At 74.6% G+C, this 26,395-nt stretch carries 18 protein-coding genes; 10 read left to right on the top strand and 8 right to left on the bottom strand.

Annotated elements, in window-relative coordinates; translation table 11 throughout:
- Positions 1–99 precede the first annotated feature (99 nt).
- Both Asera_RS23805 and Asera_RS23800 read left to right on the top strand, forming a co-directional pair.
- Positions 100–2,979: a glycoside hydrolase family 2 TIM barrel-domain containing protein gene (locus Asera_RS23805; protein ID WP_030447427.1), complete on the top strand. Its 2,880-nt coding sequence runs from the start codon at positions 100–102 to the stop codon at positions 2,977–2,979.
- Between the two features lie 71 nt (positions 2,980–3,050).
- Positions 3,051–4,088, top strand: coding sequence for an alpha-hydroxy acid oxidase (locus Asera_RS23800; protein WP_035297356.1), 1,038 nt, complete (start codon positions 3,051–3,053; stop codon positions 4,086–4,088).
- Positions 4,089–4,137: 49 nt separating this feature from the next.
- On the opposite strand, the gene Asera_RS23795 is transcribed toward Asera_RS23800, so the two are convergent.
- Positions 4,138–5,415, bottom strand: a complete 1,278-nt coding sequence (locus Asera_RS23795) for an alpha/beta fold hydrolase (protein WP_211255641.1) — start codon at positions 5,413–5,415, stop codon at positions 4,138–4,140.
- Between the two features lie 112 nt (positions 5,416–5,527).
- Positions 5,528–7,546, bottom strand: a complete 2,019-nt coding sequence (locus Asera_RS23790) for a family 20 glycosylhydrolase (protein WP_035297354.1) — start codon at positions 7,544–7,546, stop codon at positions 5,528–5,530.
- A 209-nt stretch (positions 7,547–7,755) separates the two neighbouring features.
- Here Asera_RS23790 and Asera_RS23785 point away from each other — a divergent pair, with 209 nt between their 5' ends.
- Positions 7,756–8,190 (top strand): hypothetical protein, encoded by a 435-nt coding sequence (locus Asera_RS23785; RefSeq protein ID WP_212804716.1) that lies wholly within the window; start codon positions 7,756–7,758, stop codon positions 8,188–8,190.
- A 107-nt stretch (positions 8,191–8,297) separates the two neighbouring features.
- Here Asera_RS23785 and lon read toward each other — a convergent pair whose 3' ends face one another.
- The 5 genes from lon to Asera_RS23760 all read right to left on the bottom strand — a co-directional run bounded on the left by lon (position 8,298) and on the right by Asera_RS23760 (position 15,607).
- On the bottom strand, positions 8,298–10,658 hold the full coding sequence (gene lon / locus Asera_RS23780) for an endopeptidase La (protein ID WP_051802518.1): 2,361 nt from the start codon (positions 10,656–10,658) through the stop codon (positions 8,298–8,300).
- Between the two features lie 257 nt (positions 10,659–10,915).
- Entirely contained in the window at positions 10,916–11,293 is a 378-nt protein-coding gene (gene trxA / locus Asera_RS23775) for a thioredoxin (RefSeq protein ID WP_030447421.1), read from the bottom strand.
- A 175-nt stretch (positions 11,294–11,468) separates the two neighbouring features.
- The gene (locus Asera_RS23770) at positions 11,469–12,380 is read right to left on the bottom strand and encodes a 2-hydroxyacid dehydrogenase (protein WP_030447420.1); all 912 of its coding nucleotides are present in this window, start codon (positions 12,378–12,380) and stop codon (positions 11,469–11,471) included.
- A 58-nt stretch (positions 12,381–12,438) separates the two neighbouring features.
- Positions 12,439–14,559 carry a putative bifunctional diguanylate cyclase/phosphodiesterase gene (locus Asera_RS23765; protein WP_051802517.1) on the bottom strand — a complete coding sequence of 707 codons (2,121 nt, stop codon included), beginning with the start codon at positions 14,557–14,559 and terminating at the stop codon, positions 12,439–12,441.
- 235 nt (positions 14,560–14,794) lie between these two features.
- The gene (locus tag Asera_RS23760; RefSeq protein ID WP_030447418.1) at positions 14,795–15,607 is read right to left on the bottom strand and encodes a TrmH family RNA methyltransferase; all 813 of its coding nucleotides are present in this window, start codon (positions 15,605–15,607) and stop codon (positions 14,795–14,797) included.
- 100 nt (positions 15,608–15,707) lie between these two features.
- Here Asera_RS23760 and Asera_RS23755 point away from each other — a divergent pair, with 100 nt between their 5' ends.
- Complete coding sequence (locus Asera_RS23755) at positions 15,708–16,565, top strand: spermidine synthase (RefSeq protein WP_030447417.1); 858 nt, start codon at positions 15,708–15,710, stop codon at positions 16,563–16,565.
- A 30-nt stretch (positions 16,566–16,595) separates the two neighbouring features.
- Here the strand turns inward: Asera_RS23755 and add are convergent, their stop codons facing one another.
- Positions 16,596–17,618, bottom strand: coding sequence for an adenosine deaminase (gene add, locus Asera_RS23750; protein ID WP_030447416.1), 1,023 nt, complete (start codon positions 17,616–17,618; stop codon positions 16,596–16,598).
- Positions 17,619–17,896: 278 nt separating this feature from the next.
- Between add and Asera_RS23745 the strand changes: the two genes are divergently transcribed.
- From Asera_RS23745 to Asera_RS23720, 6 genes are all read left to right on the top strand, one after another.
- A complete protein-coding gene (locus tag Asera_RS23745; protein WP_030447415.1) occupies positions 17,897–18,598 on the top strand; it encodes a response regulator transcription factor in 702 nt (233 codons plus the stop codon).
- Between the two features lie 50 nt (positions 18,599–18,648).
- Entirely contained in the window at positions 18,649–19,956 is a 1,308-nt protein-coding gene (locus tag Asera_RS23740; RefSeq protein WP_030447414.1) for a sensor histidine kinase, read from the top strand.
- Between the two features lie 144 nt (positions 19,957–20,100).
- On the top strand, positions 20,101–21,030 hold the full coding sequence (locus Asera_RS23735) for a 5-dehydro-4-deoxyglucarate dehydratase (RefSeq protein ID WP_030447413.1): 930 nt from the start codon (positions 20,101–20,103) through the stop codon (positions 21,028–21,030).
- Complete coding sequence (locus tag Asera_RS23730) at positions 21,023–22,303, top strand: enolase C-terminal domain-like protein (RefSeq protein ID WP_030447412.1); 1,281 nt, start codon at positions 21,023–21,025, stop codon at positions 22,301–22,303. The genes Asera_RS23735 and Asera_RS23730 overlap by 8 nt, the downstream gene beginning before the upstream one ends.
- Positions 22,297–23,682, top strand: a complete 1,386-nt coding sequence (locus tag Asera_RS23725; RefSeq protein WP_051802516.1) for a hypothetical protein — start codon at positions 22,297–22,299, stop codon at positions 23,680–23,682. Before Asera_RS23730 ends, Asera_RS23725 begins: the two co-directional genes overlap by 7 nt.
- A 167-nt stretch (positions 23,683–23,849) precedes the next feature.
- The gene (locus tag Asera_RS23720; RefSeq protein ID WP_211255640.1) at positions 23,850–26,333 is read left to right on the top strand and encodes an FAD-dependent oxidoreductase; all 2,484 of its coding nucleotides are present in this window, start codon (positions 23,850–23,852) and stop codon (positions 26,331–26,333) included.
- Positions 26,334–26,395 lie beyond the last annotated feature (62 nt).

Raw genomic sequence — 26,395 nt, 5'->3', positions numbered from 1 at the left:
GTGCGCGGGATGTGCCGGTCGTCGCGGTGTGGCCGCGGCAGGTCATCGGTTACCGTAGGCCCACGTCGGAACATGATCGATCGTGTCGGAGGATGCGCGATGTCGTACGTCGAGGACCTGGCACCCCGCGTGGGCAGCCTGCCACCGCGAGCCGCCTTCGCCTCGACGGCCTGGTCGCTGTCGCTCAACGGCGACTGGAAGTTCCGGCTCTCCCCGACGATCGACGCACCCGAGCCCGGTGCGGTGGACCTGGACGACTCGGACTGGGCCACCCTTCCCGTGCCGTCCAGCTGGCCGATGCACGGTCACGGCAAGCCGAGCTACACCAACGTCAAATACCCGTTCCCGGTCGACCCGCCGCGCGTGCCGGACGAGAACCCGACCGGCGATCACCGCCTGACCTTCGACCTGCCCGGCGACCGGCCGGTGGGGCGTACCGTGCTGCGGTTCGACGGGGTGGACTCCCACGCCCGGGTCTGGCTCAACGGCACCGAGCTGGGCTGGTCCACCGGCAGCCGGCTGCCCGTCGAGTACGAGGTGGGCCACCTGCTGCGCGCCGGGGCCAACGTGCTCGCGGTGCGGGTGCACCAGTGGTCGGCGGCGAGCTACCTGGAAGACCAGGACATGTGGTGGCTGCCGGGCATCTTCCGGGACGTCACGCTCCTTCACCGGCCCGACGGCGGGCTGACCGACTTCTTCGTGCACGCCGACTTCGAGCCGAGCGAGTCCGACCACACCGTCGGTACCGGCCTGCTGCGGATCGACACCGACGTGCCGGCCCGGCTGTCGGTGCCGGAGCTCGGTATCACCGACCACCCGGCCGGCGAGCCGGTCGACATCGGCTGCGTCACCGGCTGGACCGCGGAGCAGCCCCGGCTCTACGCCGCGACGCTGGCCACCGACACCGAGCAGGTCGCGATCCGGATCGGCTTCCGGACAGTGTCCATCGTGGACGGTGTGCTGCTGGTCAACGGTCGGCGCATCCTGCTGCGCGGCGTCAACCGGCACGAGTTCCACCCCGATCTCGGCCGGGTGGTACCGGAGGAGACGCTGCGGGCCGAGCTGTTGCTGATGAAGCGCTGTCACGTCAACGCGATCCGCACCAGCCACTACCCGCCGGACTCGCGGATGCTCGCGCTCGCCGACGAGCTCGGCTTCTGGGTGGTCGACGAGTGCGACCTGGAGACCCACGGGTTCGGCGTCGACGGCTGGCGGCGCAACCCCAGTGACGATCCACAGTGGACGGATGCGTACCTGGATCGGATGCGCCGGATGGTGGAGCGGGACAAGAACCACCCGAGCATCATCCTGTGGTCGCTGGGCAACGAGTCGGGCATCGGTGTCAACCACGGCGCGATGGCGCAGTGGACCCGGCACCGCGACCCGTCCCGGCCGATCCACTACGAGGGCGACCACGCCTGCCGTCACGTCGACGTGTACTCGCGGATGTACGCCTCGCACGCCGAGGTGGACGCGATCGGCCGGCACGCCGAACCGCGGCATCCGGACGCCGACGACGCCCTGGACGCCCGGCGCCGCGGCATGCCGTTCGTGCTCTGCGAGTACGGGCACGCGATGGGCAACGGCCCCGGCGGGCTGCTGGAGTACCGGGAGCTGTTCGAGCGCCACCCGCGCTGCCAGGGCGGGTTCATCTGGGAGTGGCTGGACCACGGCATCCGCAGCCACACCGCCGACGGCCGGGAGTACTTTCGCTACGGCGGCGACTTCGGCGAGGAACTGCACGACGGCAACTTCATCGTCGACGGCCTGGTGTTCCCGGACCGCACGCCCTCGCCCGGCCTGGTCGAGTTCGCCAAGATCATCGAGCCGGTACGGATCGGGTTCGCCGGCACCGCACCGGGTTCGCGCACGGTGCGGCTGCACAGCACGTACGACCATGCGACGCTTGCGGGAGCGGTGCTGCGCTGGCGGGTGGCGGTGGACGGCGAGCAGCTCGGGGCCGGCGAGACTCCGGTGCCGCCGATCCCTGCCGGCGGCAGCGTCGAGCTGGCGCTGACGGACCTGCCGGCGCCGACCGGCGCCGGCGAGTGCTGGCTGACGGTGTCGGTGGAGTCCGGTACCGACACCGCGTGGGCGGCGGCCGGGCACGTGCTCGGCGACGGTCAGACCCAGCTCGCCCCGGCGCACCGGCCGGTGCTGGTGGCGCCGGTGGCGCCCCGGGCGGGCGAGGTGATCGAGCTCGGTGCGGGTCGGTTCGATCCCACCGACGGCGTGCTGCGCGGCCTCGGGGACCTGTCCCTGTCCGGGCCGCGGCTGGACGTGTGGCGGGCGCCGATCGACAACGACAAGCCGTACCGGGCCGACTGGTCCGCCGCCGGCCTGCACCGGATGCACCACCGCACCGCCGAGGTGCGGGCGACCGCCGCCGGCCTGCTGGTGCGTACCCGGGTGGCCGCGGCGAGCCGCGACCGCGGCCTCGCGGTGCAGTACCGGTGGACCGCCCACGACGACCTGCTCCGGGTCGTGGTGTCGGTGGTACCGGAGGGGGAGTGGCCCTTTCCGTTGCCGCGGCTGGGTTTGCGGCTCGCGCTGCCCGCAGCGCTGGCGCGCGTCACCTGGTTCGGCGGCGGGCCGGGCGAGGCCTACGCGGACAGCCGGCAGGCGGCGCGGATCGACCGGTTCAGCGCGACGGTGGACGAGCTGCAGACCCCGTACGTGTTCCCGCAGGAGAACGGCAACCGCACCGCGGTGCGGTGGGCGACGCTGCTGGACGACGCCGGCCACGGGCTGCGGGTCGAGGGCGCCCCGACCGTCGAGCTGACCGCGCGGCGCTGGACCAGCGAGCGGCTCGCGGCGGCCCGGCACACCGTCGACCTGGTCGCCGACGACGCGATCCACCTCAACCTGGACCACGCCCAGCACGGGCTCGGCTCGGGTTCGTGCGGACCCGCCGTCCTGCCGCGCTACGAGCTGCGCGCCGAGCCGGTCACCTTCGAGGTACGGCTGCGCGCGATCTGACCACCCGGTGTCGGGGGCGGGCCGGGTGCGCCCCGGTCCGCTTCTAGCAGTACGGGCGTTATGCTAGCGGCATGCCTGACGCCAGCATCGCCGAACTGCGGGACCGCGCCGAGCGGCTGCTGCCGCCCGCCACGCGCGATTTCCTGGCCGCCGGCGCCGGCCGCGAGACCACCGTGACCGGCAACGAGGCCGCCTGGGACCGCTGGTGGCTGCGGCCCCGGATGATGGTCGGCGTCGGCACCGTCGACACGACCGGCACCCTGCTGGACGGCCCGGTCTCCACCCCGGTGCTGCTCGGCCCGGCCGGTCGGCAGCGCGCCCTGCACCCGGACGGCGAGACCGCCGCGGCGGCCGCGGCGGCCGCCGCCGGTACGGTGTACTGCCTCGCCACCAGCGCCACCACCGACCTGCACGACCTGACCGGACCGGGCCGCCGCTGGCTGCAGCTGTACGTCAGCGAGGACCGCGCGCACACCCACCGGGTCGTCGGCAACGCGGCCGCCGCCGGGTACGAGCGGATCGTGCTCACCCTGGACCGCCCGATCGAGGCGACCCGGCCACGCTCCCGCCGGCACGGCACCCTCGGTCCGCTGCCACCCGGCGCCGCGGTCACCACCCATCTCGGCGACGGCTCCACCCGGGCGCACGTCGCGAGCCGGTGGGACCGCACGCTCACCTGGACCGACCTGGCCCGGCTGACCGAGCTCGGCCTGCCGCTGACGGTCAAGGGCGTGCTGCGGGCCGACGACGCGCTCCGCGCGGTCGAGTACGGTGCGGACAGCGTGATCGTCTCCAACCACGGCGGCCGGCAGCTCGACGGCGCCGTACCGACCGCGGTCGCGCTGGCCGAGGTGGCCGCGGCGATCGACGTCCCGGTGCTGGTCGACGGCGGGATCCGGACCGGTGGTGCGGTGTTCCGGGCGCTCGCGCTCGGCGCCGCCGCGGTCCTGATCGGCCGGCCGTACCTGTGGGGTCTCGCCGCCGCCGGCGCCGCCGGCGTCACCACCGTGCTCGACACCCTCACCGCCGAACTGCGCGAGACCATGACCCTCGCCGGCTGCCCCACCCTCGCCGACATCACCGCCGACCTCGTCACCCCGGCCAGCTGAGATCTCCACCGCGCCCTCGGCGGACGGTGGGCGCTCGCCCCGCTGCCGGTCAGTGCTCGAGCCGGCGCAGGAACGGGACGAGGGTGTCAAGCATCGGGTTGCGGCCGGCCCACAGTGCGTCCAGGTGGGTCATCGCCTCGTCCCCGTCGTAGCTGGCCGACGGGATCCGGGAGTGCGCGACGACCCAGCGGGCCGCCGCGTTCGCGGTGCCGTGGGTGAGCCCGCTCTGGAACGAGTAGAGCGGCACGTCGATCGTCGTCGGGTGCCACAGCCGCAGGCCGAGCAGCTCGGTCGTCGCGGTGCGCGCGAACGGATCCGCCGCGGACAGGTCGAGCGTCAACCGCTGCGGCCAGTACCACTCGAACGCGCCGGGCCGCACCACCGCCAGGGTGCCCGCCACCGTCTCGATCGACGTGTACGCCGGGTTCACGCTCAGATCCGGCACCAGCGGCGCGTCGACGTACTCCGACCGCAGCAGCCCGGTGTTGCTGACCGGCCCCGGCGGCCGCAGCGGTACCGGCAGCCGCTCGGCCAGGGTGGACGGCGCGTCCGGTGCGGCGAGCGCGTACCGGCCGGCGAGTACCTGCAGGATCGCGTAGGTTTCGGTGCGGCCCAGCGTCAGCGACGGGTCGAACACGGCGCCGGCGGCGATGTCGGCGAGCCCGGCCCGGGCCTGCTCCGGCGTCACCCGGTACACGTCGCCCTCGCCGGCGAACGCGTCGTGCACCCCGCCGTCGATCAGCACCAGCCCCGCGAGGTGGCGGTGCCCGGGCTGGCCGGCGAAGTCCCACGCCGCGTAGGCCAGTGCCGTGGTGGCGCCCCAGGAATGGCCGCCGAGCACGACCCGCCGGCCGCCGGTGCCGGCGGCGCGCACCACCCGCCGCAGGTCGCACAGCGCGGTGGCCAGGCCCCACTCGGCGACGTACGGCGCGCTCGCCGGCCGCACCGACCGGTACCGGCCGTTCAGGTACCGGTCCGCGGCCCGGTCCGGGTCGCCGCCGCGCAGCTCGGACAGGTCGGCGAGGTTCGTCTCCCGGCGGTCGACCGCCCACACCTGGGTACCGGGCAGCCGGCCGGCCAGCTCCCGGGCCAGCACGCGCAGGCTGCCGGCCGCCCCGAACTGCCCGGCCACCAGCACCAGCACCTGGCGGGCGGCAGGCGCGCCGACCCGCAGGACGTGCACCGGATGCTGGCCCCCGCCCACCGATCCGTACTGCTCCCGCACCGGTCGGTGCGCCGCCTCCGCCGCGCCGGCGCTCAGCAGTGCCGGGGTCGCCGCCGCCGCACCGACGGCCGCCGCCAGCCCGAGCATCGTCCTTCTGCGCATCGTGCATCCCCTCCCGAACGTCTCCGTCGGACCAACAGAGGCGTTTGGGAAGCCCGGTACTCCCGCCGGTGACCGGTCGCACACCGTCGCCGGCGGGCGAGGCGCCGACCGGTCAGCCGCGGACCAGGTCCAGCTCGGCGACCGAGGCGTACCGGTCGTTCGGCCCGTGTTCGGACTGCACGTCCAGGGCCACGTAGCGGGCGGTGGTCGGCGCGAACGACACCACGGTCTCGGTCGGCGAGTCCGGCAACGTACCGCTGCTCGCCACCGTCCAGTGGGTGCCGTCGGTCGAGGTGAGCAGCCGGTAGCCGGCGACCCGGCCGTTGACCCCGCCGTCCTGCCGGGGCAGGTACCGGAACCCGGAGATCGGTTGCGCCGCACCGGTGTCGATCGTCAACCGCTGGGGCAGGCTCGGCGTGCCGTCGCTGTAGTCGGAGTGCCAGATGGTGTACGGGTCGTTGTCCACGGCGTTGGCCGCGCCCCCGTCCTCGGCGCCGGTCTCCGCGCTCGTCGCGCTCGCCTGCCACCCGCCCGACGACAGCATGCCCGGGTTCGCGGCCAGGTCGGTGCGGGTCACGTCGGCGTCCCCGACCCGGTCGTACCGGTCGAAGAAGGCGCGCACGTCGCCGCCGGTCGGCGCGGCCCAGGTGCGGTCGGCGACCACGGCGAGCGGCCGCCGGGCCCAGAAGTCGAACCAGGACACCGGCTGGCCCTCGGCGTTGTCCGACCAGCGCGAGATCTGGTAGCCGAGGATGTTGTCCGCCGCGGTGAACGGGTAGTCGCGGTAGACGCTGCGCGGATCGAAGTAGCCGTACTGGCCCGGATGGGTGCCGAACCCAGGACTGACGTAGAGCGTCGACTCGCGGGTGCCGATGGTGCGGTAGCCCTGCTGCGCGCGACCGGTCGGCTCGCTCAACCACTCGTCCACGATCACGTCGTGGTTCGGCACGATGCTCACCGTTTGCTGGTAGTCCCACCACTGCCAGACGACCGTCGACTTGTGCATCGCCCGTACCGTCTCGTCGAGCTGGTCGATGAAGTGCACGAACACGTCGCCCGGGTACGCGAAGCCCATCCGGTGCTGGTAGTCGACCAGTTCCGGGCAGTCGTTCTGGTTCGCCGTGCCCGGCAGCTCGTCGCCGCCGATGCTCAGGTACGGGCCGGGGAACAGGGCACCGACCGCCTGCACCAGCCCGCGCAGGAACGCGACCGTCTCCGGCTTGGTGACATCCAGGGTCCAGCCGTCGGTGTCCGATCCGGTCCACCGGTCCGGCCGTGACATCGACGGGCAGGTGAACGCGAGGTCGGGCCGGTACGCGCTGATCGCCGTGGCGTGCCCGGGCAGGTCGATCTCCGGGATGATCGTGACGTGGTAGCGCCGGGCGTAGGCGGTCAGCTCCCGCACGTCGGCCACGCTGTAGGCCTCGTCGGAGGCGAGGCCCGGGTACTGCGGCAGCCGCAGCCGGAACCCGCGCCAGTCCGACAGGTGCAGGTGCAGCGTGTTCTCCTTGTACCAGGCGAGCTGCCGGATCTGCTGCTTCAGGTAGCCGACCGGGTAGTACTTGCGGCCCACGTCGATCATCTCGCCGCGGGTGCCGACGCTCGGCGAGTCGACCGCGGTTCCGCGGGGCACGCTGCGCCGGTCCGCGCTGGTGCGCATCGCCTGTAGCACGGTACGGGTGCCGTAGAAGTCGCCGGTGACGCTCGGCGCCGCGATCCGCAGCGCCGAGCCGACCGTCATCCGGTACCCCTGGTCGCCGACGGTGGCGTCCGCGCCCGTCAGCGCGAGTACCACGTCGCCGGTGCGGGCCGGCCCGCCGACCACGACCGGACGGTGCCCGGTCGCCTCGGCGAGTTCGCCGGCCAGCGTGGTCGCGGTGTCGCGCAGCCGCGGTGCGGTACCCGGCGCGAGCACGATCCGGCTGCGGTCGGTCCAGCGCCACCGCCCGCTGCCGCCGCGCCAGGACCGCAGCGCCGGCACGGTGACCGGAGCGGCGTTCCCGGTGGTGGTACCGCCGGCGCCGGCCGGTTCGGCGGGACTGCCGGCCGCCGGTGCGGCGAGTGCCGGCAACAGCGGGGTGAGCAGTACCGTCGCCGCAGCGACGGCACCGAGAGCGGACCAGCGGGACATGCGGCCTCCCGTCGCCATTCGCATCTGGTGCGCACAGCTGCGCCGTGATGCGGATTTTGCAGCATGTTCGCGCAGTACATGGTTCGCTGTCAACCGGTGTGCGTGATTGGTCCGTTCGGGCTTGCCGGTCCGCTGTGGACGGTGGGAACCCGGTCGGGCGATACGCCGTTTGGCCGTCCGCGACCGGGCCGCGGTGGTACGAAAGGCAGATGGGACTTCCGGTCAAGCTCGCGCACCTGCCGGCCCGGATGGCCGCCGGCGGCTTCCTGCTCAACTCCGGCCTGAGCAAACGCAACGCCGACGAGCAGACCGCCGCGTCGGTCCACGGCACGGCCGCCGGCGCCTACCCGTTCCTGAAGGGCATCGAGCCGCAGCGGTTCGTCAAGCTGCTGTCCAAGGCGGAGATCGCGCTGGGCATCGCGCTGCTCAACCCGGTGGTGCCGACCGCGGTGGCCGGGCTCGGCCTCGCCGGGTTCTCCGCCGGCCTGGTCGGCATGTACCTGCGGACGCCCGGGGTGCACAAACCGGGCAGCCCGGTGCCCACCGAGCAGGGCGTACCGCTGGCGAAGGACTTCTGGCTGCTCGGGATGGCGGTCGGGTTCCTGGTCGAGGCCGTCGCCGACCGCCGGCACCGCAACCGCTGACCCGGCGCGGCCCACCACGCTCTCGCGGCGGGTGCCGGGCTCCGGGTGGCAGAGACGACGGCGGGCGCCGATCCGTGCTGGATCGGCGCCCGCCGGTCGTCCCGGGGTCAGGCGGCGGCCTGCGCCGCGACCGGCTCCGACAGCGCCAGCTTCAACACCTCGTCGACCGTGTCGACCAGGTGGATCCGCAGCGCGTCGCGCACCGCCGCCGGCACGTCGTCCAGGTCGGGCTCGTTGCGCCGGGGCAGGATCACCTCGGTCAGCCCAGCCCGGTGCGCGGCCAGCAGCTTCTGCTTGGCCCCGCCGATCGGCAGCACCCGGCCGGTCAGCGACACCTCGCCGGTCATCCCGACCTCCGACCGGACCGGCCGTCCGGACAGCAGCGACGCGAGCGCGGTGGTCATCGTGACCCCGGCGGACGGGCCGTCCTTGGGCACCGCGCCGGCCGGTACGTGCACGTGCACGCGGTGGTCGGCCAGCGGCCCGGTCGGCACGCCCAGCGTGTCGGCGTTGGCCCGCAGGTACGACAGGGCGATCTGGGTCGACTCCTTCATCACGTCGCCGAGCTGGCCGGTCAGCGTCAGGCCCGGCTCTCCGGACAGCAGCGCCGCCTCGATGAACAGCACTTCGCCGCCCGCGCCGGTGACCGCGAGGCCGGTGGCCACGCCCGGTGCCGCGGTGCGGTCCGCGGCCTCCGGCGTGAACCGGGGCCGGCCGAGGAACTCGCGCAGGTCCTCGTCGCCGATCGTCAGCGGCGGCTCGGCGGCCTCGGTCGCGAGCTTGGTGGCCACCTTGCGCAGCGCGCGGGCGAGCAGCTGGTCGAGCTGCCGCACCCCGGGCTCCCGGGTGTACTCGCCGGCGATGCGGCGCAGCGCGTCGTCGGTCAGCGCCACCTCGTCGGCGGACAGCGCGGCCCGCTCCAGCTGCCGGGGCAGCAGGTGGTCGCGCGCGATCGTGACCTTCTCGTCCTCGGTGTAGCCGTCCAGCCGGATCAGCTCCATCCGGTCCAGCAGCGCCGGCGGGATGGTGTCGGCGACGTTGGCGGTGGCCAGGAACAGCACGTCCGACAGGTCCAGCTCGACCTCCAGGTAGTGGTCGGTGAACGTGTGGTTCTGCGCCGGGTCCAGCACCTCCAGCAGCGCCGCGGCCGGGTCACCGCGGTAGTCCGCGCCGACCTTGTCGACCTCGTCCAGCAGTACCACCGGGTTCATCGAACCGGCCTCGGAGATCGCCCGGACGATGCGGCCCGGCAGCGCGCCGACGTAGGTGCGCCGGTGGCCGCGGATCTCCGCCTCGTCCCGGACACCGCCGAGCGCCACCCGGACGAACTTGCGCCCGAGCGCCCGCGCGACCGACTCGCCCAGCGACGTCTTGCCGACCCCGGGCGGTCCGACCAGCGCGAGTACCGCGCCGGAACCGCGACCGCCGACGACCGACAGGCCGCGCTGCGCCCGCCGCGACCGTACCGCCAGGTACTCCACGATGCGGTCCTTGACGTCGTCGAGCCCGGCGTGGTCGGTGTCGAGCACCTCGCGCGCCGCCGGTACGTCGGTCGAGTCGGTGGTGCGGGTCGTCCACGGCAGCTCCAGCACCGTGTCCAGCCAGGTACGGATCCAGCCGGCCTCCGGCGACTGGTCGGAGGCGCGCTCCAGCTTGCCCACCTCGCGCAGCGCGGCGGTGCGCACCTTCTCCGGCAGCTCGGCCGCCTCGACCCGGGACCGGTAGTCGTCCGCGCCGTCCGGCTCGTTCTCGCCCAGCTCCTTGCGGATCGCCGCGAGCTGCTGGCGCAGCAGGAACTCCCGCTGCGTCTTGTCCATGTTCTGCTGCACGTCGTCGCGGATCTTCTCAGCGACCTCGGACTCGGCCAGGTGGGTCCTCGCCCACTCCAGCAGCTTCTCCAGCCGGTCGGCTGGGTCCACCGTGGACAGCAGGTCGAGCTTCTGCTCGGTGTCCAGCCAGCTGGTGTAGCCGGCGGTGTCGGCGAGCTCACCGGCGTCGCTCATCGCGCCGATCCGGTCGATGACCTCCCACGCGCCCCGCTGCTGCAGGATCGAGGTCAGCACCGACTTGTACTCGGTGGCGAGCTCGGTGGTGCGGGCGCTCGGCGCGGGGTCGGTGATCTTGTCGGCCTGCACCCAGAGCGCGGCGCCGGGGCCGTTGACGCCGGTACCGATGCGGGCCCGGCTCATCGCCCGGACGACTACGGCGGGTTCGCCACCGGGCAGCCGGCCGACCTTGACGATCTGGGCGACGACGCCGATGGGGGCGTAGTGCCCGTCGATGCGGGGGACGAGCAGCAGACCCGGGGTGGCGGGTGCCTTCGTCGCCGTCCGGGCGGCGTCGACCGCGGCCTGGCGCTCCGAGTCCAGCGTGACCGGGACGACCATGCCGGGCAGGACCACGGTGTCGGACAGCGGCAGTACGGGCAGCTCGTAATCGGCCTTGCGGTCAGCAGTCTGGTCAGCCATGTGTTGGGGCTCCATTCCTCGTACTCGACCGGGTCAACCTTGAGCCGACCCGACTCATTCCCCGGGTGGTTTCACCGTCAGCGAACAAGTGCGCCGGGGAACATTCCGGGCGCCCAGAACCGGAACTCGTAGCCGGTTCGCCCCGGTCCGGTGCGGGTTCGGCGCGTCGCGGTGCAGACGACGACGGCGCGGACCCGATCAGTCGGGTCCGCGCCGTCGAGGGTGGCTGCGGTGGCCGGCGGTCGGCCGGCTCGAGGTCAGGCCTGCGTCTCGCTGGCCTGCTGGTCCGCGACGCTGGCCCGGACCTCGTCCATGTCCAGCTTGCGGGCCTGGTCGATGACGTCGGTCAGCGCCGACTCGGGCAGCGCGCCGGGCTGCGAGAACACCACGATCTTGTCCCGAACGATCATCAGCGTCGGGATCGAACGGATGTCGAACGCGGCCGCTAGCTCCTGCTGTGCCTCGGTGTCGACCTTGCCGAACACCAGGTCCGGGTTGCTCTCCGCGGCCTTCTCGTACACCGGTGCGAACATCTTGCACGGGCCGCACCAGCTGGCCCAGAAATCGATCAGCACGGTGTCGTTGCTCTCCAACGTGCTGTTGAAGTTGTCCTTGGTCAACTCGACGGTCGGCACGGTTTCCCCTTCCGGATCGATACCCCTCGGGGGTAACAACGGTGGCCTGCCCCCGCGCATTCCCGCGCGGGCGGCCGTCGGTCCACCGTAGCGCGAACCGGGCGCCAGGCGTCGCGGACCGTGACGCCCGCCGGCTCCGGCGCCGGCGGCCGGCGGTGCACGCCGTACCCGGAGGTCAGCCCTCGCGGACGACGTTGCGCAACGGGGCACCGGTGACGAACCGGTGCAACTGGTCGCCGACCAGCCGGCGCGCCCGCGGGTAGAAGGTCGCCGAGCCGCCGGCCACGTGCGGTGTGATCAGCACACCCGGATGCGACCACAGCGGATTCTCGGCCGGCAGCGGCTCCGGATCGGTGACATCCAGCGCCGCCCGCAGTCGGCCCCGCCCGGTCTCGGCCGCGAGCGCGTCGGTGTCCAGGGTGCGCCCCCTGCCCACGTTGACCACCAGCGCGCCGTCCGGCAGCGCGGCCATCGCGGTGGCGTCGAACAGCCGCTCGGTCGACTCGTTGTCCGGCAGGACCAGTACCACGATGTCGACGTGCGGCAGCAGCGCCGGCAGCTCGCTCACCCCGTGCACCCGCGCCTCCGGCCGGGCCGACCGCGCCACCCGGACCACGCTCGCCTCGCAGGCCAGCAGGCGGCGCTCCAGCGCGGTACCGATCGAGCCGTAGCCGAGGATCAGCACCCGGCTGTCGGCCAGCGACCGGGTGTAGTGCGGTTCCCAGCGGTGCTCGCGCTGGTCGTCCACCCACCTCGGCAGGTCGCGCTGGGCGGCGAGGATCAGCCCGAGCGCGTGCTCGGCGGTACTGGCGTCGTGCAGCCCCCGCCCGTTGCACAGCGTCACGCCGGGCCGCAGCAGCGGGATGATCTGCTCGTACCCGGCGGTCAGCGCCTGCACCACCCGCAGCCGGGGCATCGCGGTGATCAGGCCGCGGGCGCTGGGCACCGCGTACGGCAGGACGTAGAAGGAGATGTCGGAGACGTCCGGCGGCGTGCCCTGCCCGTCCCACACGTCGACGCGCAGGGTGGTCGGCCAGCCCCCGTCGCCGTCGGTGATCTGCCACGGGACCAGTACGTGCTCCGCCATTCTGCCGATCATAGAAGGTCGGCCGGCCGGCAGCGCCGTCGCCCGGCACCCGCGCGCGTCAGCCGTGTGGTGCCACGGTGCGGCCGGCGGCGAGCACGTGGTCGATGTGCGCCGCGACGGCGGGCCGCCCGTACCGGAAGCCCTGGCCCCACTCGCAGCCCAGCGCGCGCAGCCGGGACTCCTGCCGGGCGGTCTCGACCCCGCCGGCGGTCACCGTCAGGTTCAGCGTGTGCGCGAGCGACACCAGCGCCCGCACGATCGCCACGTCGGCCCGGTCCGGATGGCTGGGCGAGTTGAAGCTCTCGGTGAACGACCGGGCCAGCTTGATGCCGTGCACCGGTGCCTGCCGCAGGTACACCAGGTTGGAGTAGCCGGTGCCGAAGTCGTCGATGACGATCCGCACCCCCGACTCGTACAGGGTGCGCAGCGCCGCGACCGGCTCCGCGCCGATCAGCGCGCGCTCGGTCACCTCCAGCTGCAGCGCCTCGGCGGGCAGGTCGGCCGCGGCCAGCGCCTGCCGGACGTCGTCGACCAGGTCGGCCGCGCACACCTGGCGCACGGTGAGGTTGACCGACACCACCGGCGCCCAGCCGTACCGGTCGATCCAGCGACGGGCCTGCGCGCAGGCGGCCTGCAGGACCCACCGGCCGAGCGGCACGACCAGCCCGGTCTCCTCGGCGATGCCCAGAAACGCCTCCGGGCCGAGCTCTCCGAGCCGCGGGTGACGCCAGCGCACCAGCGCCTCGAGCTCGGTCACCCGGTGGTCGGCGAGGTCCACGACCGGCTGGTAGGACAGGGTGAACTGCTCCTCGCGCAGCGCGCCGGGCAGCGCCTCGGCGAGCAGCTGCCGGGCCGCCTGCTGCGCGTCGCGCTCCGGGTCGAACGTCGCCCAGCAGCCCTTCCCGGCCGCCTTCGCCCAGTACAGCGTGATGTCGGCGGCGCGCATCAGCTCGGCGGCGTCGGTACCGAGGGTGGCGCGTTCGATCACGCCGATGCTGGCGGACACCGACAGCTCGTGGCCGGCCACGGTGATCGGTTCGTCCAGCGCCGCGAGAATCCGGTCGGCCAGCGCGACCAGCTCCGCCTCGCCGGCCGAATCGGCCCGCAGCACCATGAACTCGTCCCCGCCGAGCCGGGCGACCAGGCTGTCCGACCCGGCCGCGGCGGCGATCCGGTCGGCCACGTGCCGCAGCAGCTCGTCCCCGACATGGTGGCCGAGGCTGTCGTTGATGATCTTGAAGCCGTCCAGGTCGAGGAAGCAGAGCCCGAGCCGACCGGTACCCCGGGCGAACAGCCGCTGCAGCCGTTCGGTGAACAGGGTGCGGTTGGCCAGGCCGGTCAGCGTGTCGTGGGTGGCCTGCCAGGACAGCGTGTCGGCCAGGTGGTGGCGGCGGGTGTTGTCCTCGCCCATCACCACCAGATAGGTGGGCCGGCCGGCCTGGTCGCGCACCACCGACACCGCGAGCATGGCCCACAGCAGCTCGCCGTCGTCGGCGACCAGCCGGCGCTCGGTGCGGATCCGGCCGATGGTGCCGGTGGCCAGCCGGTCGGAGACCATGTCCCGCAGGCTGTCCCGGTCGTCCGGATGGACCAGCCCGAGCAGGTCACGGTCGGCGAGGCCGCCGGGTGCGGTGCGCAGCATCGTGTGCAGGGCGTCGTTGGCCGCCACCACCCGGCCGTCCAGGTCGGTCAGCGCGATGCCCATGGCGGAGTCCGCGTACACCGCGTGGAACCGGGCCTCCGCCGCACTCAGCGCGCGCTCCGCGCGGGCCTGCGCCTGCATCGCGGCCAGCCGGATCGTCTCCTGCTCGGCCAGGGTGCGGCCGCGCAGCGCCGCGGTGTACCCGGCGGCCAGGCCGGCGATCAGCTCGCCGCGCTGCTCGGCCGGCACCGCCGCGTCCAGCACGATCAGCGTGCGGGCCAGCGCCTCCGGGTCGGTGAAGTGCTCGGCGACGAGCTGGCCGCCCACCTCGGTGCCGGCGGCGTAGCCGCCGTCGGGCTGCGCTTCGGCCGCGAGCAGCTGGTCGACCAGTGGCCGGAGCCGGTCGGCGAGTGCGCCCCGGGCCACCGGCACCACGCTGGTCTGCCAGATCGCCGCCGCCCAGCTTGCGGCGACCCGCTCGGCCCGGCTCCCCGCCCTGGTTCCGGTTGCCGTCCGGCGGCCGGTCTGCCCGCTCAACGCGCGGATCCGATCCGCCCGAACCGCGTGCTGGGTGCATCGACGGCACGCCCGACCAGTTGCTGGCCCGGTGCTCGGCCCGGCCCTGTCACGCCTCTGCCCCCCGGCTGTCGGCGTCCGCCGATCCGGCGTCGCCGTGTGGTGTCCCAACTGCCTGATCGATCATAATCCGCCTCGGTTGTGCCGGGCCCACCGTGATGATCACGGTCGGGCGACACCGCGGTACCGGCGCGGGTCAGCCCGCTGCCCGCTGCTGGGCGGCGTGGTAGAGCACCAGGCTGCCGGCGACCGCGGCGTTGAGCGAGCTGGCCGAGCCGCCCATCGGGATCCGTACCATCGCATCGCACGCCTGCCGCCAGGCGCTGGACAGACCGGTCGTCTCGTTGCCCACCACCAGGACGGTCGGCCCGGACAGGTCGGTGGCCGGAAGATCGGTGGCGCCGGTCTCGTCGGTACCCACCAGCCGCACCGGCAGGCCACCGGCCCGCAGCCGCTCGACCCAGTCGAGCACGTCCCGGCGCTCCGCCCGTACCACCGGTACGGCGAACAGCGAGCCGGTCGAGGCCCGCACCGCCCGCGGCTCGTACGGGTCGGCCGCGTGCCCGGTGACGACCACGCCGGCGGCGCCGAACGCGTCGGCCGAGCGGGTCAGGGTGCCGATGTTGCCGGGGCTCGCCGCCCGGTCGAACACCACCGCGAGCAGGTCCGGTGCGGCGCGCAGCCGGTCCAGCCGGTCGGGTCGCTGGTGGGCGATCGCGACCAGTTCCGGCGCGTCCTTGCCGCCCAGCTCGGCCAGCAGGTCGCCGGCGACCTCGACCAGCTCGGTCGTCGGGCAGCTCGCCACCAGGTCGGCGGCCCAGCCGGACAGCCGCCCCCCGTAGGGCCGCAGCAGTGTGGCGAGCCGCCAGCCGTGCCGGACCGCGAGGGTGATCGGGCGTACCCCCTGCACGAGGAACAGGCCAGCACGGGTGCGTTTGGTGCGGTTGTGCAGGAGCGCCTGCCACTGCTGGAAGCGGGCGTCGCGGCTGGTGACCGCACGGTGGGCCATACCGCTCCTTCGGGTGGGTCCGGGTTCGGTCCTGCAACCTACCGGCTCCGGCGCATCGCCCCGGCGGTACCCGTCCGGGACCGGTGGCGATACTGGCCGGATGGCGGGCAGACGGCGGGGTGGCGCGGTGGTGCGCGCCGCGGTGGACACCGGTACGGCGGAGCTGGTGGCGGACCCGGACCGGCCGGACGCGTACACCCTGCTGCTGGATGCGGCGCCGCAGTCGCACGTGGACCTGGCCGACCCGACCCGGCTGGAGTTCGAGTACGTGCGGTGGCTGGGTGACCTGCTCGACCTGGTCGCCGAGCCGGGCGCGCCGATCGGCGTGCTGCACCTGGGCGGCGGCGGCCTGACGCTGCCGCGCTACGTCGCGGCGACCCGGCCCCGCTCCGCCCAGCGGGTGGTGGAGCGCGACGGCGCGCTGGTCGAGCTGGTACGCCGGGAGCTGCCGCTGGCGCGCGAGTGCCGGCCGCGGATCCGCATCGGCGACGCCCGCGAGGCCGTCGAGACGATGCGGGCCGGCAGCTTCGACGTGGTGATCGCCGACGTCTTCGCCGGCACCGCGATCCCGGTCGGGCTGACCACGGTGGAGTTCCTGACCGCGGTGGCGCGGGTGCTGCGTCCCGGCGGCTGCTACCTGCAGAACGTGGCCGACGGTGCCGGCTGCGCCTTCACCCGCGGCCAGGTCGCGACGCAGCGCGCGGTGTTCGCCGAGACGCTGCTGGTCTCCGACGCCTCGGTACTGCGCGGCCGCCGGTTCGGCAACCTGGTGCTCGCGGCGGCCGACGGGCCGCTGCCGGTGGCCGAGCTGACCCGGCGCGGCGCCGGCGCGGCGTTCCCGGCCCGGGTGATGGCCGGCGAGCAGCTGGACCGGTTCGTGGGCCGGACCCGGCCGGTCACCGACGCCACCGCCACCGACAGCCCCGCCCCGCCCGCCGCCCCCTTCGCCCGCCGCTGACCGCATCCGGTCCACAGTGGAGCGTCGGCGTCACCCGGCGGGCTGCGGCGCGGCGGGGGCGTACGCGGCACACCAGGCGTCGATGTCGCGGTGCAGCGTCGCGCGCAGTGGCTGCGGCGCGAAGGAGGCGTCGACGCCGGCCCGCGCCAGGTCGGCCAGCCGCGCCGGGGCGAACCCGAACGCGTCCGCGATCCGCCGGTACTCGCTGCTCAGCGTGGTGCCGACGACCGCCGGGATGTCGGTGTTGACGGTGACGGCCAGGCCGGCCGCACACAGCGCCGGCAGCGGGTGCGCGGCGAACGAGTCGACGACGCCCAACGCGACGTTCGACGACGGGCAGACCTCCAGCGCGATGCCCCGCTCGCGTACCTCGGCGAGCAGGTCGGCGTGCGCGGGGTCGTCGTCCAGGATCCGGACGCCGTGACCGAGCCGGGCCGCGTGCCCGCGCCGGACCGCCTCGGCGATGCTCGCGATCCCGGCGGTCTCCCCGGCGTGGTGCACCAGCGCCACGCCGGCGTCGGCCGCCTCGTCGAGGACCTCGGCGAACGGGGCCAGCGGGTACGACTCGTCGCCGGCCAGCCCGACCGCCGCCACCGCCGGCGCGTGGGTACGGGCCAGCGTGACGGTGCGGCGCAGCCGGTCGACGCCCCGCCGGCGGGAGTGGTCCAGGATCAGCCGGGTCACCACGCCGTACCGGTCGCGGCCCTCGGCCAGCCCGTCCAGTACCGCGGCGAGCGGCATGCCGGGTGCGTGCAGCCGTTCCTCGTGCGCGGCGGCGGTGAACGTGACCTCGGCGTACCGGATGGACTGGGCCAGCGCGTCGGCGCAGAACTCGACCGCCATCCGGTGGAAGTCGGCCGCGGTGACGAGGCAGGCCCGTACCGCGGTGCCGTGGTCGCCGAAGTCGCGGAAGCCGGTGAACCGGTGCCCGCTGGTGTCGGCCGGTACCCGCACCCCGTTGCGTGCGGCGAGCTCCAGCAGCGTGTCCCGGCGCAGCGTGCTCTCCAGGTGGACGTGCAGTTCGGCCTTGGGCAGTCGGGTCAGGGCGCTCACCCGCCGGACGGTACGGCCGGCCGCGCCGGGGCGCGACCGGATTGCCGCCCGCAGCGGCGATATCGGCGCTTCACCGCCGGATGACCGGATCCCGTGGCCGTCGTGGCTCTTGCGGCCGGATAACCGTTCCCTTGCCTTCGGGCACCTAGCGTTGACGGCACACGAGCACGACGCCAGGAGGTGCTGCACCGGTGACCGGAGCGGTGATGGGCGGGGAGGGTTCGCCGCCCGGGTCGACCGCGACCAGCGAGGCGGGGCCGGCCGGTAGGGTGGCCAGCATGGCGCGGTTGCTCGTGGTGGAGGACGACGCCACGATCGGTGGGTTGTTGGAGCCGGGCCTGCGGGCGCACGGGCACGACGTCCGCTGGGTGCGCTCCGGGCGGGACGCGCTGGGTGCCGCGGCGAGCGGCGAGTTCGACCTGGTGCTGCTGGATCTCGGGCTGCCGGACCTGGACGGGGTCGAGGTGTGCCGGCGGCTGCGCGCCGCCCAGCCCGGGTGCGTGCTGGTGATCCTGACCGCGCGGCGCGAGGAGATGGACGTCGTCGTCGGCCTCGAGGCCGGCGCCGACGACTACCTGACGAAGCCGTTCCGGTTCGCCGAGCTGCTCGCCCGGATCCGGGCCCACCTGCGCCGCGGTGCCCCGGCACCGCCGCACCAGCAGGCGCTGCGGGTCGGCGAGCTGGTGGTGGACTCCTCGGCCCGGCGCTGCACCCTCGGCGGGGTGGAGGTGTCGCTGCGGGCCAAGGAGTTCGACCTGCTGGCCCGGCTGGCCGCCGAGCCCGGCGTGGCGATCAGCCGGGAGCGGTTGATGTCGGATGTCTGGGACGAGAACTGGTTCGGCTCGACGAAGACGCTGGACGTGCACATGGCGGCGGTACGACGGCGGCTCGCCGACACCGAGAGCGAGCTGGACAACGGCGTGGCGGCGCCGCGGATCACCACCCTGCGCGGCCGCGGCTACCGGATGGAGGCGGACTGACCGGCGAGCGGCCGGTCGGTGTGCCGCCGGCCGGGTGCAGGAGGTAGGTCGTGCGTCAGCGCATCCTGTCGGTCGGGCTGCTCGCCGCGATCCTCGCCGCGGGCCTGTTCGGCATCCCGTTCGCGGTGGTGCTCGGCCAGCTGCAGGTCGCCGACGCGCGGGCCGAGATGGAGCGGGTCGCCGACCGGACCGCGGTGGACATCACCGCCGACTACGCCACCCGGCGCACCCCGGAGTCGATTCCGCACTCGAAACACGGCATCGTGCTCGGCCTGTACGACGCGGACGGCCACCTCACCGACGGTGCCGGGCCGGCCCGGGCGGACAGCGCGGTGCGCTCGGCCATGACTGGCGGCCAGGTCACCACCGGCGAAGACACCGGCGAGCTGGTGGTGGCGGTACCGGTGGAGAAGGGGGAGCGGGTCGCCGGCGCGGTGCGTGCCTCAACCTCGCGCAGCCAGGTCTACTGGCGCACCGTACCGACGTGGTTGACCATGGCCGGGCTGGCCCTGGTCGGCATCGTCGCGGCGACCGTGTTCGCCCGGTGGCAGGCCGGCCGGCTGGCCGAGCCGTTGCAGCGGCTCGCCGGTGCGGCCCGGCGGCTGGGTGACGGCGACTTCAGCGTCCGGGCCCGCACCATCGGCATCGCCGAGATCGACTCGGTGGCCCGGTCGCTGAACTCCACCGCCGACCGGCTCGGTGGGCTGGTCGCCCGGGAGCGGGCGTTCTCCGCGGATGCCTCGCACCAGCTGCGGACCCCGCTGACCGGGCTGCGACTCGGTCTGGAGATGGCGCTGGAGAAGCCGGACGGCGACCTGCGGCCGGACGTGATCGCCGCGATCGAGCACGCCGACCGGTTGGAGCGCATCGTCGACGACCTGCTCGATCTGGCCCGCGACGTCCCGCCGCCGAACGAGCCGCTGGATGTCGCCGGCCTTTTGGCCGACCTGCGGGCGGACCGGTTGCCGACGCTGGCCGCCACCGGCCGGTCGCTGCTGGTGGTGGTGGAGGGGGACATCCCGCGCTGCGCCGCGTCGGCGAGCGCGGTGCGCCAGATCCTGTCCGTCCTGCTGGACAACGCGACCGTGCACGGCGCCGGGCAGGTCACCGTGACCGCCCGCAACGCCGGCGGCGCGCTCGCGATCGACGTGGCCGACGAGGGTGCCGGTACCGCGGCGTCGGAGCAGTTGCTGTTCGCCCGGCGCAGCGGCGCGGCGTCCGGGCACGGGATCGGGCTGCCGCTGGCCCGCAGCCTGGCCGAGGCGGAGGGCGGCCGGCTGCGGCTGACCCGGCCGGCGCCGCCGGTGTTCACCCTGCTGCTGCCCGCCCGCCGGGCCGAGTGGGCGAACGACGAGTAGCCGCGGTTCGGCCGCTCACCAGGCGGAGGTTCGTCACCGGTGGGGGCCGCCGCCTTGACCCTGCCGTTCGGCCGGCCCTAACGTCATCACGAATGACGATCTGAATACTGGATGCTGTCCACATATGTGGACGCGGGAGGTTCGATGCGACTCGACGGGCTGCTCTCGTTCCCGCTCACCCCGTTCACCGCCGACCGTGCCGACGTCGCCTGGCCGAGCCTGGCCGACCACCTGGAACGCCAGCTCGCCGCCGGTCCGGCCGCGCTGTTCGTGGCCTGCGGTACCGGTGAGCTCACCGCGCTGTCGCCGGCCGAGTACGAGCGGGTGGTGCGCACCGCGGTCGCGGTGACCGCCGGCCGGGTGCCGGTGCTTGCCGGGGTCGGCGGCGGGCCGCAGGTGGCCCGGGAGAACCTCGCCGCGGCCCGGCGGGCCGGCGCGGACGGTGCGCTGCTGCTCCCGCCGTACCTGGTGGAGTCGACACCGGCGGGCCTGGTCGAGCACGTGCGCTGGGTCGCCGCCGGCGGTGGCCTGCCGGTCATCGTGTACCAGCGGGCCAACGCGGTGCTCGACCCCGCCGCGGCGGTCGCGCTGCTGGACATCGACGAGGTGGCCGGGATCAAGGACGGGCGCGGTGACGTGGACGCGATGCTGCGCATCGTCACCGCGATCCGGCACAGCGGCCACCGGCGGGCGGCGGAGTTCCGGTTCCTCAACGGGCTGCCGACCGCCGAGCTGTCCGCCGCCGCGTACGCCGCGATCGGGGTCGCCGCCTACTCCTCGGCGGTGCTGACGTTCGTCCCGGACCTCGCGACCGCCTTCCACGCCGCGGTCACCGGCGGCGACGAGGCGACCACCGGCGCCCTGCTGGCCGCGTTCTACCTGCCGTTCGCGGAGCTGCGCGCGCGGGCGCCCGGGTACGCGGTGGCGCTGGTCAAGGCCGGCGCCCGGCTGTCCGGCCAGGACGTCGGCGGGGTACGACCGCCGCTGTGCGATCCGTCGCCGGAGCACGAGCAGCGCCTCGCCGCGATCGTCGCGGCCGGCCGGGACACGCTGGCGGAGGTGCGCCGTGGCTGAGCCCGCCGGAGCCTCCCGTGACCGGATCGACGAGGTCGTGGTCACCCCGGTCGCGTTCGCCGACCCGCCGCTGCTCAACGCCGCCGGCGTGCACCAGCCGTACGCGTTGCGCTCGATCGTGCAGGTGCGCACGGTGTCCGGGCTGACCGGGCTGGGCGAGACCTACGGCGACGCGGCGCACCTGGGCCTGCTGCGTCGCGCCGCACCGGCGCTGCGTGGGCTGGACCTGTTCGACACCAACGGGATGGCCGTCCGGCTCGCGGCCGAGCTGCGCGGCGCCGAGGCGCCGGACGCGCACGGGCTGACCGGCGCGTCCAGCCCGAGCAAGTCGCTGGCCCGGGTGGTGTCGCCGTTCGAGGTGGCGATGCTGGACCTGGCCGGCCAGCGCACCGACCGGCCGGTCCACGCGCTGCTCGGCGGCCGGGTGCGCGACGCCATCCCGTTCGCCGCGTACCTGTTCTACAAGTGGGACCGGCATCCCGGCGGCGGGCCGGACGGCTGGGGCGCGGCGCTGGACCCCGACGGCATCGTCGCCCAGGCGCGCGCCATGGTCGACCGGTACGGGTTCCGCTCGCTCAAGCTCAAGGGCGGGGTGTTCGAGCCGGATGCCGAGATCGCCGCGGTGCGGGCGCTGCGCGCGGCGCTGCCCGAGCTGCCGGTACGGCTGGATCCGAACGCGGCGTGGACGCTCGCCACCTCGCACCGGGTGGCCCGGGAACTCGCCGGTGACCTGCAGTACCTGGAGGACCCGACCCCCGGCCGGTACGGGATGGCCGCGGTCGCCGCGCGCGCCCCGATGCCGCTCGCCACGAACATGTGCGTGGTCGCCTTCGACCACCTGCCCGAGGCCGTACGGTTGGGCTCGGCGCAGGTGATCCTCGCCGACCACCACTACTGGGGCGGGCTGCGCGCCTCGATCCGGCTGGCGGCGATGTGTGACGTGTTCGGCATCGGCCTGTCCATGCACTCCAACTCGCACCTGGGCATTAGTCTGGCCGCCATGGTGCATCTGGCGGCCGCCGCGCCGGCGCTGTCGTACCCGTGCGACACGCACGCCCCGTGGGCGGTCGACGACGTGGTGGCCAACCCGCTGCCCATTGTGGACGGTTCGGTCGCGGTGCCGGACGCGCCTGGACTGGGCGTCACGCTCGACGAGGCGGCGCTGGCCCGGCTGCACCGGCAGTACCTGGACTGCGGCATCACCCGCCGCGACGACGCCGGCTACCTGCGCACCGTGCAGCCCGAGTTCCGCAAACGGGTCGCCGCATGGTGACCGCGCGGGTGGTGGGTTACGCGTACCCGTGGGACGTGCTGGGCGATCCCGCCTTCGTCTCCCGGGTCCGCGCCCTCGGAGTCACCGAGGTCGCGCTCGCCGCGAGCTACCACGCCACCCGCGCCGCCACCCCGCTGCACCCCGAGCACCTGGTCGTCGAGGCGCGCGAGGCCGCGCTGTACCGCCCGGTCCGGCAGCGCGCCTGGGCCGGTCACCGGCTCGTCCCGCTCGCCGCCGACTGGGTGCCGGGCGACGACCCGTTCGGCGCCGCCACCGTGCGGCTGCGCGCCGCCGGCATCTCGGTCACCGCCTGGATCGTGCTGGCGCACGCCACCCACCTCGGTACCGCACACCCCGACGTCGCCGTCCGCAACCATCGCGGCGACTGCTACCCGTACGCGCTGTGCCCGGCCAACCCCGAGGTCCGGCAGTACGCGGCGACGCTCGCCGCCGAGGCGGTACGCGGCGTGCCGGTCGACGGCGTCTCGCTGGAGGCGTGCGGGCAGCTCGGCATCGCCCACAACGGGCGGCACGAGAAGACCGCCGGGGTGTTCCCGCCGGCCGCCCAGCGCGCGCTGTCGGTCTGCTGCTGCGGGTACTGCACCGCCGACTGGATCCGCCGCGGCCAGGACCCGGACCAGGTCGCCGAACGGCTGTCCGCCGCGGTCGGCGGCGTGCTCGCCGGCACGTACGGGGCCGACGCGCCGATGGCCGAGCTGGTCGGCGACCGGATCGCGGAGATCGTTCTCGCCACCCGGCGCGACTTCGCCGCCGCGCTGCGCGCCGACGTGCTCGCGGCGGTGCACCGGCACGCCCCGTCCGCCCGGATCACCCTGCACGGCCGCGCCGACCCGTGGGCGACCAGCCCCGACGTCGCGGTCGACGCCGACACCGTCCGCCCGGCTGCCGCTACGACCGATCCGGCGACCAGCGCCGACCGGACCGCCACCGTTGACCGGACCGCCATCGATGACCGGATCGGCGGCGCCGACCAGGCCGCCACCGGCGACCGGACCGGCGGCGACCGGGCCGGTGGGGTGCCGATGGTCGACGCGGTGCTCACCGCGTGCTGGCCGACCACGGCGGCGAGCGTGGAGGCGCTGGCGCACACCAGGTCGGTGCTGCCCGACGAGGTCGCGCTCGGCGCGTACCTGACGGTGCTGCCGCCGGCCGACCCGGCCCGGGTGGTGGACCACGCCGGCGCGCTGCTCGGGGCCGGCGCCACCGAACTGCACCTGTACCACCTGGGGCTGGCGCCGCCGAGCGGGCAGCAGCAGCTCGCCGAGATCGTCCGCCGCTGCCGGACCGACGAGTCGGCCGACGACAGTGAACCCGACCCCACCGACGCCGACCCCACCGAGCTGGGCCCGTCGCTCTGACCCCGCCCCGGCGTCCCACGCTGCGAGCGATGTCTGTTCTCGGGCGGTTCGTGACCGTAGGGTGCGGACATGCCTACTCTCGTGGCGCGATCCGCGGCCGGTGCTCGGCGCACGTCGACGGCGCGGCCGGCGGTGACCGGGCCCGCCCCCGTACGGGGAGGTGCGCGGTGAGCGGCGGGTTGCGCCGCCGGGGCCTGCTGGCGGCCGGCGGCGCGCTCGGCGCCGGCGTGCTGGGCGCCGAACTGCTCGCCCCCGGCTCCGCGTCCGCGTCCGGCCCGGATCCCGCGGAGCCGGCCAGCTCAGGCCCGAAGCCGCCCGGCCCGTACTACTACCGGCGCACGGCACCGGGCCGGCCGCGACGGGTGAGCGCCGACGTGTGCGTGTACGGGGCCACCTCGGCCGGGGTGATCGCCGCCGTCACCGCCGCCGGGCTGGGCCGATCGGTGGTACTACTGGCGTTCGGTCGGCACGTCGGTGGCATCACCGCGAGCGGTCTGGGCGCCACCGACGTGGGCGTCTCCGCCGCGATCGGCGGCCTGGCCCGCCGGTTCTACGAGCGTGTCGGCGCGCACTACGGCGCGGGCGGCGCGCAGTTCACCTTCGAACCGCACGTCGCCGAGCAAATCTTCGAGGACTGGCGGGTCGAGCGGCACGTCACCGTGTACCGCGACCAGCATCTCGTCCGGGTCCGCCGGCACGGCGGCCGCATCGATGCGATCGAGCTGGAGGGCGGCCTCGCGGTGACCGCCGCGCAGTACGTCGACGCCACGTACGAGGGTGACCTGATGGCCGCAGCGGGCGTGCGGTGGACGGTCGGCCGGGAGGCCGACGCGGTCTACCGTGAGACGTGGGACGGCTACCACGTGGCGGTCAACCACCAGTTCAAGGTCCCGGTCGACCCCTACCGCACGCCGGGCGCGACCGGCGGCGGTGACCGGCGCGTCCAGGCGTACAACTTCCGGCTGTGCCTGACCCGGGCGGCCGACCGGCTGCCGTGGCTGAGGCCGGCCGGCTACCGGCCGGACCGGTACGAGCTGCTGCTGCGCTACCTGGACGCCGGCGTGTTCGACGTGTTCGGCAACAACCGCACGATGCCGAACGGCAAGACCGACCTGAACAACAACGGCGCGGTGGCCACCGACTTCGTCGGCGGCGCCGACGGTTGGCCGACCGGCTCCTACCGGCAGCGGGAGCGCATCTTCCAGCAGCACCTGCGCTACCAGCAGGGCCTGGTGTACTTCCTGGCCAACGACCCGCGGGTGAGCGCCGACGTGCGGGCCGCGGTCGGCGCCTGGGGGCTGCCCGCCGACGAGTTCACCGCCACCGGCGGCTGGCCGCACGAGCTGTACGTGCGGGAGGGCCGGCGGATGGTCTCCGACTACGTGGTCACCGAGCACGACTGCCTGGGCCGGGTGGTCGCCCCCGACCCGGTCGGGCTCGCGTCGTACACGATGGACGCGCACAACGCGCAGCGCATCGTGATCGACGGCCACGCCCGCAACGAGGGCAACGTGGAGACCCACATCCCCGGGCCGTGGCCGGTGTCGTACCGCTCGATCGTGCCGCGGGCGGCCGACTGCACGAACCTCGCGGTACCGGTGGCGATGTCGGCGTCGCACATCGGGTACGGCTCGGTACGGATGGAACCGGTGTTCATGATCCTCGGTCAGGCCGCCGGTACCGCCGTGGTGCAGGCCATCGCCGCCGGCACGACGCTGCAGGAGCTGGACTACCCGGCGCTGCGGGCGCAGCTGCTCGCCGACGGCGCGCTGCTCGGCTGGCCGGCCCCGGCCGGGCCGCTGTCGCTCGTCGCCGACCGCGCGGTCGAGCACGGCGACACCGCGACGGCCACCGCGGCGCTGCGCAACACCACCTCCGACCCGCTGACCGACATGACGCTGGCGCTGACGGCACCGGGCTGGGCGGTCACCGCCACCACACCGACCCGGTTCGACACCGTACCGCCGGGGGAGGGGGTCGCGGCCGGTTGGCACGCCACCCCACCCGAGAGCGCCGACGCGCTGCACCGCGCCACCCTGACCGCCACCGGCGCCGGTCACGCGGCGACGGCGACGGTGTACGTCGAGTCCCCGGTCGCCGCGCCGTACCGCACGTTCGCCGGCACCCAGGCGTACTTCGGGCAGCGCGGCGACACGCTCGCCGTGGCCGCCGCCGGCAGCGACCTGTGGACGCACGCCGACGAGTACGGGGCGATCTACCGTGCGGCCGCGGCCGGCCCGGCGGCGGCGCTGACCGTACGGGTGGCGAGCCAGGAGGCGACCAGCCCGGACGCGCGGGCCGGGCTGATGCTGCGCGACGACGTGACCGGCGCCGGCGCGTCCGGCGGCTACGTGGTACTCGCGGTGAAGCCGTCCGGCAACCTGCTGCTGATGTGGGACGCCGACGGCGACGGGTACGTCGAGTCGGTGGCCCGCGCCGACGCGGGCACGTCGGGGCCGGTGTGGCTGCGGCTGACCCGCGCCGGCACCCGTGCGACCGGCTCCTGGTCCACCGACGGTACGAGCTGGCGGCCCGTCGGCACCGCGACGGTGCCGCGGGCGGCGGACGAGCAGGACGCGGCGGTGTTCGTCACCGCGCACGACCCGTCGGTCGGCCTGGTCGGGTTCGACGGCTTCGCCGTCACCGGATGATCGGCGGGTGGCCGGGCCGTGAACATCCCGGCGGCGGGGGTGCAGTCGCGCGGGCCGCGGCC

Source organism: Actinocatenispora sera (assembly GCF_018324685.1).
GTDB classification, from domain to species: Bacteria; Actinomycetota; Actinomycetes; order Mycobacteriales; family Micromonosporaceae; genus Actinocatenispora; species Actinocatenispora sera.
The sequence above is the reverse complement of the archived record's forward strand: the minus strand, read 5'-3'. Positions and strand labels throughout refer to the sequence as shown.